The organism is Nocardia sp. NPDC088792, assembly GCF_044750615.1.
In the GTDB taxonomy this organism is placed as follows: Bacteria; Actinomycetota; Actinomycetes; order Mycobacteriales; family Mycobacteriaceae; genus Nocardia.
In genome coordinates this window covers 396,268-411,923 of record NZ_JBIVKC010000005.1, presented here as the reverse complement: position 1 = coordinate 411,923, position 15,656 = coordinate 396,268, and the positions used below count along the sequence as shown (strand labels likewise).

Below are 15,656 nucleotides of genomic sequence, written 5' to 3'. Positions count from 1 at the left end.
CGCTTCGTCCGAATCGACGCAGTGGTCTATACCATTCAGCGGTTCTGCAACAGCACTTCCGCGATCTGAATCGTGTTCAGCGCCGCGCCCTTCCGCAGGTTGTCACCCGAGATGAACAGCGCCAGACCGCGACCGTCCGGCACACCCGGATCCTGGCGGATACGGCCCACCAGCGACTCGTCGATACCGGCCGCCGCCAGCGGGGTCGGCACATCGGTCAGCCTCACACCGGCGGCCGAGGACAGGATTTCCTGCGCCCGCGCCACCGAAAGCGGCTCGGCGAATTCGGCATTGATGGACAGCGAGTGGCCCGTGAAGACCGGAACCCGCACGCAGGTGCCGCTGACCAGCAGCTCCGGCAGGCCCAGGATCTTGCGGGACTCGTTGCGCAGCTTCTGATCCTCGTCGGTCTCGCCGGTGCCGTCGTCGACCAGCGAACCCGCCAGCGGGATCACGTCGAAGGCGATCGGCGCGACGTACTTGACCGGGGCCGGGAAGGCGACCGCGGACCCGTCGTGGGTCAGCTTCTCCATCTCGGGGGCCACCGCGCGCACCTGCGTCGCCAGCTCCTCCACACCGGCCAGGCCGGAACCCGAAACCGCCTGGTAGCTCGACACGATCAGGCGCTGCAGGCCCGCCGCGTCGTGCAACGGCTTCAGCACCGGCATGGCGGCCATGGTGGTGCAGTTCGGGTTGGCGATGATGCCCTTGATCAGATTGCGGGTCTGCTCCGGGTTCACCTCGGAGACGACCAGCGGCACCTCGGGATCCTTGCGCCAGGCCGACGAATTGTCGATGACCGTGACACCGGCCGCCGCGAAACGCGGCGCCTGCACCCGGGACATGGTGGCGCCCGCCGAGAACAGCGCGATATCCAGCCCGGCCGGATCCGCGAGCTCGGTGTCCTCGACCACGATCTCCTGGCCACGGAACGACAGCTTCTTGCCCGCCGAGCGCGCGGAAGCGAAGAACCGCACCTCATCGGCCGGGAAGTTGCGCTCCTCCAGCAGCTTCCGCATCACGGCGCCGACCTGTCCGGTCGCGCCGACCACGCCTACGCGTACGCCCATGGGCTGTAACCTTTCGACTTGCCCGGGAGCGCTGCGTGGTTACGCTGCGCTGCCGCCTCCGCGCTTGACCCGGTCAAGTCAGCGCCCCGTTCCGCCGTGCACGACCGCGACCTCTTCGCCGCCCAGATCGAAGGCCTTGTGCAGCACCTGCACCGACTCGTCCAGGTCGGTGTCCTTGACCAGCACCGAGATTCGGATCTCGGAGGTGGAGATGAGGTCGATATTGATGCCGGCCGTGGCCAGCGACTCGCAGAAGGTGGCGGTCACGCCCGGGTGCGACTTCATGCCCGCGCCGACCAGCGACACCTTGCCGACGTGATCGTCGTAGGCCACCTGCGAGAAGCCGATCTCGCCCTTGCGCTTGGTGAGCAGTTCCACCGCGCGCGGGCCGTCCAGCTTGGGCAGGGTGAAGGTGATGTCGGTCTTGCCGGTCTCCACCTTCGAGATGTTCTGCAGCACCATGTCGATATTGATCTCGGCATCGGCCACGGCGCGGAACACCTTGGCGGCGTAGCCCGGCTCGTCCGGAATACCGACCACGGTCACCTTGGCCTCGCTGCGGTCGTGCGCGACGCCCGTGAGGATTGCTTGCTCCAAGGGGATGTCCTCCATCGATCCGGTAATGATGGTGCCTGGTTTGTCCGAGTACGAGGAACGCACGTGGACCGGCACGTTGTAGCGGCGCGCGTACTCCACGCAGCGCAGCATGAGTACCTTCGCGCCGCAGGCGGCCAGCTCGAGCATCTCCTCGTAGCAGACCGAATCCAGCTTCTGGGCGTCGGAGACGATGCGCGGATCGGCGCTGAAGACGCCGTCCACATCGGTATAGATCTCGCACACATCGGCATTCAGCGCCGCGGCCAGCGCGACGGCGGTGGTATCGGAACCGCCGCGGCCCAGCGTGGTCACGTCCTTGCTGTCCTGGCTCACGCCCTGGAAGCCGGCGACCAGCACGATGGTGCCCTCGTTCAACGCCTGCTGCACGCGGCCCGGGGCCACGTCGATGATCTTCGCGTTGCCGTGCGTGCCGGTGGTGATGACACCGGCCTGCGAGCCGGTGAACGAACGAGCCTCGGCGCCGAGCGAATGAATGGCCATGGCCACCAGCGCATTGGAGATGCGCTCACCCGAGGTGAGGAGCATGTCCATCTCGCGGGCCGGCGGGGCCGGCGCGACCTGCTGTGCCAGATCCAATAGTTCGTCGGTGGTGTCGCCCATGGCCGAGCACACGACGACCACGTCGTGCCCCTGCTTCTTGGTCTCGACGATCCGCTCAGCGACCCGACGGATGCGCTCGGCGGTGGCTACCGAGGATCCTCCGTACTTCTGGACGACGAGAGCCACGGTGGGAATCCTCCAAGATCGACAAATTGCTGCTACCGATGGACAAGACTACCGACCGAGGTCCACGAGATTTCTAGCTACCTCCTCCAGCCCTGGTCAGCCGGGTGACGATGGTGCCGTTGCCGAACTCGCGGCGGTCGGTGACGTCGAATCGGGCCGGGCGGAAGCCGCCCGCGATCATCGGCACGCCCGCGCCGGCGATGACCGGGTAGCTCTTGATGACCAGTTCGTCGATCTCGTCGATGAGGGCGCCGGCCAGCCGCCCGCCGCCGCAGAGCCAGATGCCCAGGCCCGCTTCCGCTTTCAGCTTGCGGACGAATTCGACGGGATCGGCGCCGACGATCTCCACCTGCGGGTCGTCGACGGGATCGAGGGTGCTGGAGAAAACATACTGTTTCATATGTTCGTATGGGCTGACGATGCCCGCGGCACGGGCGGGCTCGTAGGCGCCGCGGCCCATCAGCACGGTGTCCCATTCGCGATCAGGGGTATCGACAGGCATTCCGACGTGTGCCCGGATATGGGTGGGCACGGTCTCCGGGAAGCGCTCGTTGACCCAGGCCGTCTTGTCGTCGCTCTCCGGATAGAAGTCGTATTCGCCGTTCGGGCCGGCGATGTAGCCATCGAGAGAGACCGCTACGAAGTAGGCAAGCTTTCGCATGTATACCGCTCCATCCGTAGTACTGTGACCGTAGTGGTCACGAAGTTAGTACTACGGATGGAGTGGTGTCAATGGCTCGCACGAACCCGGAGCGGCGACAGGCCCTGCTGGACGCATCGATCGAGGTCCTGGCCCGGGACGGGGCCCGCGGACTCACCTTCCGCGCGGTCGACAAGGAGGCCGGCGTACCCGCCGGGACCGCCTCGAACTACTTCGCGAACCGGGACGAACTGCTCGTCCAGACCGGGCACCGGTATTACGAGCGCCTGATCCCCAGCGCCGAGACCATGGGCAAACTGCAGGGCCCGCGCACCCGCGAGACCATCACCGAACTCATGACCGAGGTGGTCGAACGCGTCTCCGGCTTCCGCACCGGCTACCTCGCGCTGCTCGAGCTGCGACTGGCGGCGGCCCGCCGGCCGGAGCTGCAGGCCCTGCTCACCCAGCGCGTGCGTGCCGACCTCGACTTCAATATCCGCAATCACCTGACGGCCGGCCTGCCGGGCGACGAGCACACCGTGGCACTGCTCTACCTGGCCCTCAACTGGCTCATCCTCGAAAGGCTCACCCTGCCCGGCATATTCACCGAGGAACAGGCCGCCGAGCTGGTGCGGGTAGCAGTGGAGCGGTCGATCGGATCCTTGTGATGGAAGTCACGCGCGGCGAATAATGCGTCCATGCGAGCAAGCGTCGGTGACCATCTGGTGATTCACGGCCGCAGTGTCGGCTTACCCGACCACACTGCGGAAATCGTCGAGGTACGCGGGGCGGACGGGGAGCCGCCGTACGTGGTCCGCTTCACCGACGGACGCGAGAGTCTCGTCTATCCGGGTCCCGATTCGGTGGTCAGACGCCGGGATTGACCTTTACGGGCGGGTTACGTTGGTGTGCAGCGTGATTCGACATAACAGACCGACTGTCCGGTAAGAAGCATCGATCGAGCGTGTTGACTCTCGAAGCGACGCTGGTCACAATCGGTCCCCGGATGGAGGGTTAGGTATGCGCACGAAAACTGATCACCGGTTCGTCATCGAGCTAGACCCCGACCAGGTGATGGAAGCGTTGCTGATGGTCGAGCAGCTCCCCGATTGGTCACCCTCCCACCAGGATGTCCGCGTCGCCACCCGTGACGACCGGGGACGTCCACGCCGCGTGTACGTCTCGGCCAACCTGATGGGCCGCTCCGACCGGCAGGTCGTCGAATACGAGTGCGCCGACCACCGCATCGCGTGGAAGGTCCTCGAGAGCAGCGCCGGCGGCGGTGGCAAGGGCTGGTTCGAACTCACCGAGATCGAGGACGGCGCCACCGAGGTCTGGTACCACGCCGAGGTCTACCTGCCCATCCCCGCGCCCGGCATGATCATGAAGCGCACCCAGCGCCGCGAGGGCGAAACCATGATCGCCAACTTCGTCGCCTTCGTCGAGGCCGTCACCGGCATCGAAGGACTCGGCGAGATCGAGGAGATGCCCTACGTCGAAGAGGTCGGCTACGAGCCGCCGGCCGCCGCACCGCAGCGCACGCACCGGCCGAATTTCGAGCCCGGCTTCGGCACCGCGTGACGCTCGCGGCGAACACGCGCGTCTGACACCGGCTTTCGAGGCTCGCACCCGGCAATATGTCCAGCATGCCCGGTGCGCAGCGAACCCGCATGATGTCGGTCTCCGAGAACGCCTCGGTGACCCAGCTGGAACTGTTCTTCGACCTGGTCGTGGTCTTCGCCTTCACCATGGTCACCGATCTGGCCGCACACGAGATCAGCTGGCTCAATATGCTCCGAGCCCTGGTCGTCCTGATGCTGCTGTGGTGGGCCTGGATCGGCTACTCGTGGCTGGGGAACGTGATCAAGGCCGACGAGGGCATCGCCCGCGTCGCCATGTTCATCGCCATGGGCGGCATGTTCCTCATCGCCCTCACCATTCCCGAAGCGTTCCATGACCTGCCGGGCGGCTGGTACGGGCCACTGGTCTTCGTCATCGCCTACCTCGTGGTGCGGGTCGTGCACCTGGCGGGCATGCTCTTCGCCAGCTCCGAGGACGAACAACTCCGCGGGCAGGTGACCCGCTGGGCCGGCGGATCGCTCACCATCGGCGGGGTACTGCTGGTGGCCGGCGCCCTCACCAGCGGGACCGCGCAGATCGTGCTCTGGCTCGCCGCCCTCGCCGGGGACATGCTGTGGACGCTGTTCGCGGGCAACGACTGGCGGCTCAACTCCGCCTCCCACTTCGCCGAACGGCACGGGCTGATCGTCATCATCGCGCTGGGCGAATCCATCGTCTCCATCGGCGTCGGGGTGGCCGGGCTACCCATCTCCTGGTCCATCGCCGTGGGATCCATGCTGGGACTGGCGGTGACCGCGCTGCTGTGGTGGGCGTACTTCGATGTGGCGGCCATGGTCGTGGAGCATCAGATGCAGCACGCCCAGGGGGAACGGCGCATCCAGATCGCGCGCAACTGCTACACCTTCTGGCACTTCCCGATGATCATCGGAATCGTGGCGCTGGCATTGGGTTTGAAGAAGGTGCTCACCTATGTCGGCCAGGCGCAGGGGCATTCGCTGCACGACGCCCTGCACGGGATCCCGCTCATCGCGCTGTACGCCGGGCCGGCGATCTACCTGCTGGGGCTGGTCGGGTTCCGGCACTACGCGACCGGGCTGGTGCTGACGCCCCGCTTGATCACCGCCCTCGTGCTGCTCGCCCTGATCCCCGTGGCCACGCTGCTGCCCGCCATGGCGGCGCTGGGGCTGCTGTGCGCGGTGCTGCTGGTGCTGATCATCTGGGAGGTCATCCGGTACGCACAGCCCCGGGACGAGATCCGGCACGCCGAGGCGTGATTCGGGGCGCGTGGATTCGGGGCGTGTGAGCCGGAGTCAGGGACGCGGCGGAGTCGTCGGCTGCCGCGGTGGCAGCCGGTTGTCGATGGCTTCGGGCACGTGCACGCCCTCGTGCAGGGCTTTCTTCATCTGATTCACGTTCTCGCGCAGCGCGTCCGCGACGAATTCGTCGGTGCGCGGATCGGCCAGCACCTGGAAGACGATGCGGAAGCTGGCGTCGGCGATGCCGCGAATGATGTCCTCGTGGAACGGGAAATACTTGACCCGGCCCAGTTTCGGGTCCGCCCGGATCAATTCGAGAATCATGTGGTCCAGTTCGTCGCGGTTCTCCTCGAGGGCGCTCGCGATGTTCCTGGCGTACTGGCCCGTCCGCAACACCTCCGCGACCTCGTCCAGCACCGCCATGGTGACCGGCCGCTTCACCGCGTCCACGATCACGCTCACCGAGCGGTTCACCACGGCCGCGGTGACCCGGTCGCCGAAGGCCCGGTCGGCGACGCGACCCACGCGGACCGCGATGACCACGAGGCGCAGCAGCCGGAAGCCGCGGAAGAACGGGCTGGTGACCGGGATCATGCCCAGCACCTCGTACCAGTAGATGAACGGGAAGGTCCAGCTCCAGCCCTCCCGCCGCCAGCGCCACAGGAATTCGATCGCGAACACCGCGCAGATCGAATAGTCGAGGGCACGGATGAGCCGGTAGGTGTCGCCGGAGACGTGGAAGAAGGTCACCCAGGTGACCAGTCCCACCGAGACCACGGCGAGCCCGAGCATGACGAAGTCCAGCCACAGCACGGGCGGCTTGTTCGGGAGTTCGTCGTCCTCCAGCACCGGGTAGGCGTCGTAGCTCACCGGGTCCCCTTCCACATCGAACGGTCCCGCCAGCGTAATGGCGATTGCCGGAGCATTGCCGGGTGTCGGGCAGGAATGCCCCGGTCGTACGGCTATTCCGCACAGCGACTTTCCCGCTATCGCGGCTTTCCGCCCGGCAGAAGTCCGCGCGGCAACTTTATCCACATGATGTGCACAACCTGTGTGTTGTGCACAACCTGTGGGGTTCTACCGCCCGGCGCGGATGATCGCCTCGATATTGCGTTCCGCGATGGCGGCGATGGTGAGCGAAGGATTCACCGTCGCGGTACTGCCCGGAATACCCGCGCCATCCATGACATACAGGCCCGGGTGACCGTAGACGCGGCCGTTCGAATCGGCGGCCTGCCCGAGCACCGCACCGCCCAGCGGGTGCGCGGTGAAGAAGGCATTCGCGTCGTAACCGAGCGGCGTGTAATCGACCAGCGAACCACCCGCGGCGGCGATCTTGTGATCCACCGCGCGGCACGCCGCCAGCACCTGATCCTGCGCCGACTTCGGCCAGGTCAGGCCGACCGCATTACGGCCCGGGTCGTAGCCGAAACGGGCGCGGGTCGGATCCAGGGCGATACCCAGTGAAGCGACGGCGCCGGTCTCCACCGGAATGCCGGGGACATACCAGTTTTCGAGATGCAGCGGCATACCCGACTCGTCGAGGATGCGGCTGGCACTCGGCACGCCACCGCCCGTCGAGGTCAGCGAGCTGACGCTGCGGGCCAGCACCACATCGCCATTGGTGCCCCAGCCGTCGCCGACATGCTCGTTGAGACCCGGCAGGGCGCCCGTCGCCTGCGCGCGCACCAGCAGCTCCGACGTGCCCACCGAACCCGCGCCCAGGAACAGGCGATCACAGGTGAGCGTGCGGGTCGCCAGCACCTGTCCGGTCGGGGCCAGTTTCGTCACGGTGACTACATATTTGCCACCACCGTCCTGGCCGATCGAATCCACCCGGTGCCCCGGGAAGATGCCCGACTTGCCGGTGCCCTCGGCGTAGCGCAGATAGTTCTGGTTCAGATCGAACTTGGCGCCGTTCGAATTACCGAGATTGCTGCGGAACGCGGTGGCCGACGGACGGCTCTGGCCCGCCAGTTCGGCGCGCACCACATCCCAGTTGAAGATCGAATCGTTCGCCTGCGGTTCGTAACCCGCGGCCCGCACCTGCTGATCCCAGATGCGGGAATGCGCGAACGGCGCGGAGTTGTACACATCCGGGGGGATGGCGGACAGCCGCAGCATGGCCCGCACCCGCGGGTAGTAGACGGCATCCAGCTCGTCGTAGGAGACCACGCCCTGGAAGACGGAGTCGAACAGGTGCTGCGGCGGCTGGATCATGGCGCCGGTGAACACGATCGAACCGCCACCGACCGCGGCGGCGCGCCACACATCGATGCCCGGGTATTCGGTCACATCCAGCACGCCACCGAAATCGGCGAACGGCATGGGCACCTTGGTGACGCCGGTGAAGCTGGTGCGATGCCAGAAGCCGCGGCCGTCCGGCAGATCGTCACCGGTGAAGATCTCCCGCCACGGATCGTTCGGCCAGCGTGAACCGCGCTCCAGCACCGCGTTCTGCACGCCCGCCTCCGCGAGCCGCAAGGCGGTGACGGCGGCGCCGAATCCGGAGCCGATGACGATCGCCTCGGAGTGGTCGGGTGGATCGGGCAGCGGGGCAAAGATTTCCGGTACCCATGCCTGGAACAGCGCATTCCACAATGGATTGGCCGTGGCGGCGCCCGCGCCGCGCATGACCGTTTCGGTCCCCACCCCGCCCAGCAATGCTGCCAGACCGGCAGCCTTCAATACGGCGCGCCTGCGCAACGGCCACCTCCCTCATCATGTAATGGCCGCGCGCGAGATTACCGGGCCCCCGCCCACCCCTCAATAGGTTCGGCAAGATCGACGGCATGTCATGCCGATTCGCTATGTGTTGCGGATAGCCAACTCTCGTGACTCTCAGGGGCAAGCCCCTGAAACCCCAACACCCGATCCTCGAGGGCCGGCCCTGAAATCCCAGTTGAATGTGCAGAACCCGGCGGCCGTGCAGGAGCCGGCAGCAGCGTCCGCCGAACCTGCGGAACCCCAGCCGAAAACAACGGCCGCGACCCGAAACGGGGCGCGGCCGAAGTGAAATCCAGGCCTCAGGCGCGGAGGCGTTCGCGGCGGAGCTGGTCTACTTCCGGAAGGTTCAGGGATGGAAGGGAATCCACGCCGAGGGCCCGGGACAGGAGGTAGTCGGCGAGCTCCGGATTGCGGGCCAGGGCCGGGCCGTGCATGTAGGTGCCCATGACCGAGCCCTGGACGACGCCCTCGAGGTTGTCGCCGACACCATTGCCGACGCCCTTGGTGACGCGGGCCAGGCCGGTGGCCGCGCCGCCGAGTTTGGTTCCGCCACGGTGGTTTTCGAAGCCGGTCAAGGGCTGGGACAGGCCCGGGATGATCGGGGTGGTGGCCACCTCGCCGATGGCGCGCTTCTCCTGGGGGGAGGTGGTGACATCGATGAGGCCGACACCGTCCACACGTTCGCCGGTGGAGGTTTCGTACCAGTGGCCGAGCACCTGGATGGCCGCGCAGATGGCCAGGACCGGGACGCCGCGAGCGGCGGCCTCCTGCAGACCCGGATAGCGCTGCAGGTGGCGGGTGGCCAGGCGCTGCGCGGAATCCTCCGCGCCGCCGAGGGTGTACAGGTCGAGCGAGCCGGGAACCGGGTCCTGCAGCGTGATGTCGACGATCTCGGCGTCGTAGCCGCGCATGCGCAGGCGCTGCCGCAGCACCAGCGCATTGCCGCCGTCGCCGTAGGTGCCCATGACATCGGGCAGCACCAGACCGATGCGGACAGTGGATTCGCTCATGCGCGGGTCGCCGCCTTCTCGTCGAGGTCCCGGTTCAGGTCGCGGAACGCGGTGTAGTTGGCGAGCACCTCGACCTGCCCGGCCGGGCAGGAGGCAATGGCGCGCAAGGGATCCGCGACCGTGATGTGCTCGACGCCGGCGTAGGTGAGGCGCACCGCGAGGTCCGTGGCGCGCTCCCCCGCGGCCACCACCTGGGTGCCCTCGAAGTGCTCGAATCGCACATCCCACAGCCAGGACAGGTCCTCGCCGTCCGGCACCTGACCGTTCACCGCGATCACCAGACCCGTTGCGGCAGGGTCGATCATGGACAGCGCCTCCTGCCAGCCGGCCGGATTCTTGGCCAGCAGCAGGCGGGTATTGCGCCCGCCCACCTCGACGGTGCGGTAGCGGCCCGCGATCTCGCGCACCGTCGCTGCGGCTTTCGCGGCGGCATCCGGTCGCGCGCCGAGCGCGACGGCCGCGGCCACGGCCTGTGCGGCATTACCGCGGTTGGCGCGCCCCGGAAGCGCAAGGGCCAGCGGCAGTTCCAGGCCATCCGGACCGTAGAGCGCGTGCTCGTCCACCCGCCACTGCGGTTCCGGGCGCTGGAAGTCCGCGCCGGTGCTGTACCAGTGCTCGCCCTCCCACACGATCGGCTCGCCGCTGCGCGGGCAGCTGGTGGCGTCCACCGACCAGCCGCTGCCGGCCGACACCCACACCACATTCGGGTGGTCGTAGGCGATGGAGGTCACCAGCACGTCATCGCAGTTGGCGATGAGGACGGCGCCCGGATGCCGGGCCATGCCGGCGCGCAGGCGGCGCTCGATCATATTGATCTCGCCCACCCGGTCCAGCTGGTCGCGGGACAGATTGAGCAGCACCACCGCGGCCGGGTTCAGCGCGTCGGCGACATGCGGCAGGTGCAGTTCGTCCACCTCGATCGCGGCCAGCGGCGCGGTGCGATTCGCGGTGAGCGCGGCCACGATTCCGGCATCCATATTGGCGCCGTCGGCCTGGGTGGCGACATCCCCGAGCGTCTGCAGCGCGGCGGTGGTCATGCGGGTGGTGGTGGACTTGCCGTTGGTGCCGGTCACGAGCACCGTGCGGCGGCCGCGGCCCAGCTGGGTCATGAGCGTGGGATCGATCTTCAGCGCGATCAGGCCGCCGATCATGGATCCCTTGCCACGCCCGGCCGCCTGCGACGCCCGTGAGGCCGCCTTCGCCGCCACCAGCGCGAGTCGTCCGCGCATCGAGATGTCTGCCACGCGGGCGAGTTTATTGGCAACCCCCGGCCGATGCGCAGGCGGTATCGACGCCGCGGACGTGAGCTACGCCGCAATCAGGTGTTGTAGAGCAGCTTCTCGTACACCTCGGAGTAGTAGTGCTCCAGCTGCTCGACCGATTCCTCGGTGTTCGGCTGCAATTCCTTCACCAGGTGGGCGTGCGGGGGCAGATCGTTGTCCTCCCACTTCTCCGGCTTCCACAGGTTGCTGCGCAGGAAGGCCTTGGCGCAGTGGAAGAAGATCTGCTCGATCTCCACCTCGATGGCGAGGATCGGGCGGTGGCCCTTCACGATCATGTCGTCGAAGTAGGGGGCGTCCCGCACGAGTTTCGCGCGGCCGTTGACGCGCAGGGTCTCGCCGCGGCGCGGGATCAGGAACAGCACGCCGACATGCGGATTGCTCAGGATATTGAGATAGCCGTCGGCGCGACGGTTGCCCGGGCGCTCCGGAATCGCGATGGTCGTGTCGTCCAGCACCCGCACGAAACCGGCCGGATCACCCTTCGGCGAGGCGTCGCAGTTCCCGTCGGTGTCACTGGTGGACACGACGATGAACGGGGACAGGGAGATCCACTCGCGGTCGCGCGGATGCAGCGCGACCCGCTCCTTGCTGACGGCGCGCGGGCCGGGCGCACCGAGCAGCTCACGTAATTCGGCCGGGTCCGAGATCTCGCTCATGACTTCGATTCAACGCCTCCGGTGAGGATGCGCACCAGGGTTTTTATCGCACCGATGCCTTATGCGGGAGCGTCGAACATATTGGACTGACCCGACGCGTACCGGGCGATGTCCAGCTGCCGGAACGGTTCCAGCACCTCCGCGCGGTACAGCGTGAACAGCTTGCAGCGCGGCGCATTCGAACCGTCCACATCCAGCAACTTGTTGACCGCCGTACGCGCCGCCTCGGAGGCGCCCTCCATAGTGGCCAGGTCCACATTGGTGCGCACGTAATCGGCTGCCAGGAACAAGTTTTCGAGGTCCTGACCGTGGGTGTCGGGACGTAATGCCCAGGAGCCGGCGGTATTGATCAGCAGCGGATCGATATTGGCGTTGCGGCCCTGCTGGGCGTCCCAGGTGACGCCGGTGTCCAGGAACCAGGAGTGCAGGTCGTCGTCGCGCAGCAGGTCCTTGCGGGTGTCCAGATGCGCCTTCAGCTGCGCCCACACCTCACGGGAGATCTCGTCGTGCGTGCATTCCTTGGCGGGTTTGCCGTACAGCATGCCCGGGGTGTTCCAGTCGGAGATGTCCACCGACAGGCAGTCCTGGACCGTGCCGTCACCCATGCCGGAGAACGGGGTGCGGTTCCAGAACTGGTTCTGCGCAATGGAAGTCAGCGACCACGGCGAATCCACGTAGGCGGTGTGGCCGCGCGCGATATCGGTCTGGTTCTTCAGATAGAACTGGATGCCGGTCATCCAGTCGACGGTGAGCTGGCTCGTGCCCGCCAATTCCGGTCGTAGCGACAGGATTTCGGGCGTCCACAGGGTGCGGGCCACCTCCACCGGGACCGCGCACACGAAGTAGTCGGCGTCGACCGTCCGGGACGCGCCCGAGCCGTCGACGATCTGGGCGCCGGTAATGCGTTTGCCGGCCAGTTCCAGGCCCCGCACCTCGGCATTGACCACCTGCACGCCCATACCGTGCAGCAGGTCGGCCCACGGTTGCAGCCACGCGTCGGTGGTGGCGCCGTTCAGCAGGCGGTCGAGGGGGCCGTCATTGCCGGCCTCCATCGGATTGCCGAGGAATTGCTCTCCCATATTGCCGATGGTCTTGGTGCTGGCCAGATTGTCCTTGGCCGCCACCAGCAGCGTGGTCAGCGTGCGCGAGAGCAGCATGCGGAATTCATTGGAGCGGTGGCCCGAACCGACATAGTCGCTCCAGGACGTCTTGTCCCACTGATCGTCGCGGCGGGCGTCGCAACTGGTGTTGAACACCAGCAGCCGGTTGGCGAAGTACAGGGCGTCGACCTCACCCATCTTCGTGGAGGTCGAGATGGCCGAGCTCACGGTTTCCCGGAAGTCGTCGGGGGTCGCCCAGATCCGGCCGGCCTTGCCCATCGGAATGATGAGATCGTCGCCGCTGGTGCGGGAGAAGCGCGCCTCGGGGGCGGCCACCAGGTTGTCCCAGACCCCGTTCGCATTGCCCGCGAACGGGATTCGCCGCATGGTGTCCGGAATATGGTGATAGAAGCCGGGGAAGAAGCGGAAGCCGTGCTCTCCCCATAGGTCGGGGCGGCCGCCGGTGCCGGTGCCCGGCACCGCGATGCTGCGCGCCTTGCCGCCCAGCGCCCGCCGTTCGTAAATGGTCACGTCGTACCCGCGCTCGGCCAGTTCGTGCGCGGCGGTCATGCCCGCCACGCCACCACCGAGCACCGCGACCCTACGGCCCGGATCGGCGCTCGCCCGGGACGGTTTCGCGGCCCCCGCCGCCACCGCCCCTGCCAGCGCTCCGGCCGCTACCGCACCACGCAGCACCGTCCGCCGCGTGACGGACATCCGCTGTCCTGCCATCCCGTTACCTCCCACGCCTGGACCGAATACTAAGGAGCTGTCGCAGACAGATGGTCGGTTGGGGTGGAAAACTTCGTGCCGAGGGCCCGGAACGAGGCGTGAATGCTGTCACAGGGATTGCGCCGGGGGCGCCCATGGACGCCGTGACGCGCCCGCCGGGTCAGCGGGCGCTCACGAAAAAGGTTGCGGCAGTGTAGCTTCAGGCCACTGGCGCTCGTCAGGCCTCGACCGGCTGCGGCCTGGCGCCGAACGTGCGGGCCACGTTCGCCGCCGATTCACCCTGCTCGCGGATTTCCCCCATCTCCGGCGTGGCGTCACCGCGACTCGCCGGAGCCGTTGTCCCGCCGGATCGACGCCCCGCCGCGGTGGCCGTGAAGGCGCCCGCGATGACGATCACCGCACCCACCAGCGACAGCACCGACGGGGTCTCGTGCAGGAACACCCAGGAGGCGGCGATACCGACCACCGGCACCATCAGTGACAGCGGCGCCACCGTGCCAGCCGCGTAGCGGCTCATCAGATACGTCCACAGACCCGAGCCCGCGATCGTGCCCAGCAGCACGATGTAGGCCAGCGCCGCGTACGCCGGCCAGCCGTGCGCGGAGAACGAATTCGCCAGATCGCGCCAGCCCGTGGTCACGCCCTCGGTGAGGGCCGACAGCGCGAACATCGGCAGCGGCGGGACCACCGCCATCCACAGGGTCAGGTGCAGCGGATTCACCCCCGCACCGGATTCCGCCGCGGCGAGCCGGGATCCGATATTGCCGAACGCCCAGCCCAGCCCGCCCAGCAGGGTCAGCACCAGCGGCAGCAGGGCGGCGTGATGCGCGCGATCCCACCCGATCACCGCCATCCCGGCCATCGCCACCGCGATGCCCGCGAGCTGGATGCCACGCAATCGTTCGCGCAGGAACAGCGCGCCCAGCAGCACCGTGAACGGCGCGGACGCCTGCAGCACCAGCGAGGACAGCCCGGTCGGCATGCCCGCCCGCATGGCGGTGAACAGAAACGCGAACTGCAGAATCCCGAACCCGACCCCGTACAGCAACAGCCACCGCCACGGCACCTGCGGCCGCGGCACGAAGATCAGCACCGGAACCGCGATCACCGCGAACCGCAGCCCCGCGAAGAAGAACGGCGGGAAATGCTCCAGCCCCACATGAATTGCCAGGAAGTTCAACCCCCACAGCACCACCACGGCGAGGCCGAGCAGTCGATCGCGATTGGTCATGCCCCACATAGTGGGGACCGTTGATAAGTAAGAACAATCGAATTGTTCTGCACAAACGATGTAGTACAACTTACCTATGCCCGACCCCGCCAGACCCGGCTCCACCCCGCCACCCCCCAGCACCCGCCCCCTCCCCGGCCTCCCCGGCATGCCCCCCACCGAAAGCCTCCCGGCCACCCCACCCGGCCCGGCACCCCGCACCCCACCCCCACCCCGCCGCGTCCGCCCCACTGCCCCACCCCAGGCCCATGGCTCCGACTCCGGTGAAGATTCAGCAAACCGCGCCGAAGCGCCCGAGAGCACACCGGAGCGTCGCGCCGACGACCCGGACAGAACTCCCCACCGGCCGGACCCCACACGTGGCGCGGACCCGAATCCCAGCCTGCCGACCGCCGGGCTGCGTGCCCCGCAACCCCGGCGAGTGCGATCCAGATCCCCGCGCCCGGCTATTGCCACAGCCGTACCGGAATCACCCGGCGCCCCGGCGAGCGCCGCGGCACCCGGAAACAGCCCTGCCGCAATGGAAATGCCGATCGTCGACCTCGACGCCACGGCAGGGATCGACGGTATGGCAGCGGAGCTCCCCGTCATCGACCGCCATGGAAACCTCGCCGCCGGCGCCGAAACCGCTACGCCCCGGGACGAAATCGCGACTCCGCACGAGCAGGGCGCAACGCCTCGCGGCGAGATGGCAGCGCCCCCTGGCGATGTCGCGACAGCCGCTCGCGCCGCCGGAGCGCCGCAGGACGTCACCGACGGGCAGCTGAACGACATCGCGGCCGTGGTGGGCAACGACACAGCATCACGCGACGCCAGCGGACCGGGCTCCGGCGGCACCGCGCGCCCGGTCGGTAAGGCTGTCGGCCCGTCCGACGATGAAGACGGCTCGCCCGGCGGAACCGCGGATTCACTGCACGATCCAGGGGGTCCGGTTGGTGACCGCGCTGTACCGCTCGACGAAATCGATGATGTGACAGGGGGATCGGCGAGCGGCGAGGCGGGGGCGGTCGGCCGGGTGGGTGGGCC

General features: G+C 67.6%; 14 protein-coding genes. 4 read left to right on the top strand and 10 right to left on the bottom strand.

The genetic code is table 11. The features are described 5' to 3' along the window. Positions 1-35 precede the first annotated feature (35 nt). The 3 genes from ACIP5Y_RS34070 to ACIP5Y_RS34060 form a co-directional block, all read right to left on the bottom strand. Positions 36-1,070 carry an aspartate-semialdehyde dehydrogenase gene (locus ACIP5Y_RS34070; protein ID WP_400356480.1) on the bottom strand — a complete coding sequence of 345 codons (1,035 nt, stop codon included), beginning with the start codon at positions 1,068-1,070 and terminating at the stop codon, positions 36-38. A 78-nt stretch (positions 1,071-1,148) separates the two neighbouring features. Continuing rightward, positions 1,149-2,414, bottom strand: a complete 1,266-nt coding sequence (locus ACIP5Y_RS34065; RefSeq protein ID WP_397005624.1) for an aspartate kinase — start codon at positions 2,412-2,414, stop codon at positions 1,149-1,151. A 73-nt stretch (positions 2,415-2,487) separates the two neighbouring features. Further along, the gene (locus ACIP5Y_RS34060; protein ID WP_400356477.1) at positions 2,488-3,075 is read right to left on the bottom strand and encodes a dihydrofolate reductase family protein; all 588 of its coding nucleotides are present in this window, start codon (positions 3,073-3,075) and stop codon (positions 2,488-2,490) included. A 71-nt stretch (positions 3,076-3,146) separates the two neighbouring features. Here ACIP5Y_RS34060 and ACIP5Y_RS34055 point away from each other — a divergent pair, with 71 nt between their 5' ends. The 4 genes from ACIP5Y_RS34055 (at position 3,147) to ACIP5Y_RS34040 (ending at position 5,909) form a co-directional block, all read left to right on the top strand. Then, positions 3,147-3,722 carry a TetR/AcrR family transcriptional regulator gene (locus tag ACIP5Y_RS34055; RefSeq protein WP_400356475.1) on the top strand — a complete coding sequence of 192 codons (576 nt, stop codon included), beginning with the start codon at positions 3,147-3,149 and terminating at the stop codon, positions 3,720-3,722. Between the two features lie 30 nt (positions 3,723-3,752). Continuing rightward, positions 3,753-3,938, top strand: coding sequence for a DUF1918 domain-containing protein (locus tag ACIP5Y_RS34050; protein ID WP_400356473.1), 186 nt, complete (start codon positions 3,753-3,755; stop codon positions 3,936-3,938). A gap of 136 nt (positions 3,939-4,074) precedes the next feature. Beyond that, positions 4,075-4,635: an SRPBCC family protein gene (locus ACIP5Y_RS34045; RefSeq protein ID WP_400356471.1), complete on the top strand. Its 561-nt coding sequence runs from the start codon at positions 4,075-4,077 to the stop codon at positions 4,633-4,635. Positions 4,636-4,700: 65 nt separating this feature from the next. After that, positions 4,701-5,909, top strand: a complete 1,209-nt coding sequence (locus ACIP5Y_RS34040) for a low temperature requirement protein A (RefSeq protein ID WP_400356469.1) — start codon at positions 4,701-4,703, stop codon at positions 5,907-5,909. A gap of 36 nt (positions 5,910-5,945) precedes the next feature. On the opposite strand, the gene ACIP5Y_RS34035 is transcribed toward ACIP5Y_RS34040, so the two are convergent. The 7 genes from ACIP5Y_RS34035 to ACIP5Y_RS34005 all read right to left on the bottom strand — a co-directional run bounded on the left by ACIP5Y_RS34035 (position 5,946) and on the right by ACIP5Y_RS34005 (position 14,630). Next, positions 5,946-6,761, bottom strand: coding sequence for an ion transporter (locus ACIP5Y_RS34035; RefSeq protein WP_400356467.1), 816 nt, complete (start codon positions 6,759-6,761; stop codon positions 5,946-5,948). Positions 6,762-6,968: 207 nt separating this feature from the next. Further along, positions 6,969-8,597, bottom strand: a complete 1,629-nt coding sequence (locus ACIP5Y_RS34030; RefSeq protein ID WP_400356465.1) for a GMC oxidoreductase — start codon at positions 8,595-8,597, stop codon at positions 6,969-6,971. Between the two features lie 320 nt (positions 8,598-8,917). Next, positions 8,918-9,628 carry a type 1 glutamine amidotransferase gene (locus tag ACIP5Y_RS34025; protein ID WP_400356464.1) on the bottom strand — a complete coding sequence of 237 codons (711 nt, stop codon included), beginning with the start codon at positions 9,626-9,628 and terminating at the stop codon, positions 8,918-8,920. After that, positions 9,625-10,857, bottom strand: coding sequence for a MurT ligase domain-containing protein (locus ACIP5Y_RS34020; RefSeq protein ID WP_400356932.1), 1,233 nt, complete (start codon positions 10,855-10,857; stop codon positions 9,625-9,627). The genes ACIP5Y_RS34025 and ACIP5Y_RS34020 overlap by 4 nt, the downstream gene beginning before the upstream one ends. 89 nt (positions 10,858-10,946) lie before the next feature. Then, entirely contained in the window at positions 10,947-11,567 is a 621-nt protein-coding gene (locus ACIP5Y_RS34015; protein ID WP_400356462.1) for a pyridoxamine 5'-phosphate oxidase family protein, read from the bottom strand. 59 nt (positions 11,568-11,626) lie between these two features. Next, positions 11,627-13,399 (bottom strand): FAD-dependent oxidoreductase, encoded by a 1,773-nt coding sequence (locus ACIP5Y_RS34010; RefSeq protein ID WP_400356460.1) that lies wholly within the window; start codon positions 13,397-13,399, stop codon positions 11,627-11,629. 217 nt (positions 13,400-13,616) lie between these two features. Continuing rightward, positions 13,617-14,630, bottom strand: a complete 1,014-nt coding sequence (locus ACIP5Y_RS34005) for an EamA family transporter (RefSeq protein WP_400356458.1) — start codon at positions 14,628-14,630, stop codon at positions 13,617-13,619. Positions 14,631-15,656: the final 1,026 nt, after the last annotated feature.

Bases quoted from the DNA above. Each gene is read 5' to 3' on its own strand.
- ACIP5Y_RS34070 (WP_400356480.1), bottom strand. From the start codon at position 1,070: ATGGGCGTACGCGTAGGCGTGGTCGGCGCGACCGGACAGGTCGGCGCC.
- ACIP5Y_RS34060 (WP_400356477.1), bottom strand. From the start codon at position 3,075: ATGCGAAAGCTTGCCTACTTCGTAGCGGTCTCTCTCGATGGCTACATC.
- ACIP5Y_RS34055 (WP_400356475.1), top strand. From the start codon at position 3,147: ATGGCTCGCACGAACCCGGAGCGGCGACAGGCCCTGCTGGACGCATCG.
- ACIP5Y_RS34050 (WP_400356473.1), top strand. From the start codon at position 3,753: ATGCGAGCAAGCGTCGGTGACCATCTGGTGATTCACGGCCGCAGTGTC.
- ACIP5Y_RS34045 (WP_400356471.1), top strand. From the start codon at position 4,075: ATGCGCACGAAAACTGATCACCGGTTCGTCATCGAGCTAGACCCCGAC.
- ACIP5Y_RS34040 (WP_400356469.1), top strand. From the start codon at position 4,701: ATGCCCGGTGCGCAGCGAACCCGCATGATGTCGGTCTCCGAGAACGCC.
- ACIP5Y_RS34025 (WP_400356464.1), bottom strand. From the start codon at position 9,628: ATGAGCGAATCCACTGTCCGCATCGGTCTGGTGCTGCCCGATGTCATG.
- ACIP5Y_RS34020 (WP_400356932.1), bottom strand. From the start codon at position 10,857: ATGCGCGGACGACTCGCGCTGGTGGCGGCGAAGGCGGCCTCACGGGCG.
- ACIP5Y_RS34015 (WP_400356462.1), bottom strand. From the start codon at position 11,567: ATGAGCGAGATCTCGGACCCGGCCGAATTACGTGAGCTGCTCGGTGCG.
- ACIP5Y_RS34010 (WP_400356460.1), bottom strand. From the start codon at position 13,399: ATGGCAGGACAGCGGATGTCCGTCACGCGGCGGACGGTGCTGCGTGGT.
- ACIP5Y_RS34005 (WP_400356458.1), bottom strand. From the start codon at position 14,630: ATGACCAATCGCGATCGACTGCTCGGCCTCGCCGTGGTGGTGCTGTGG.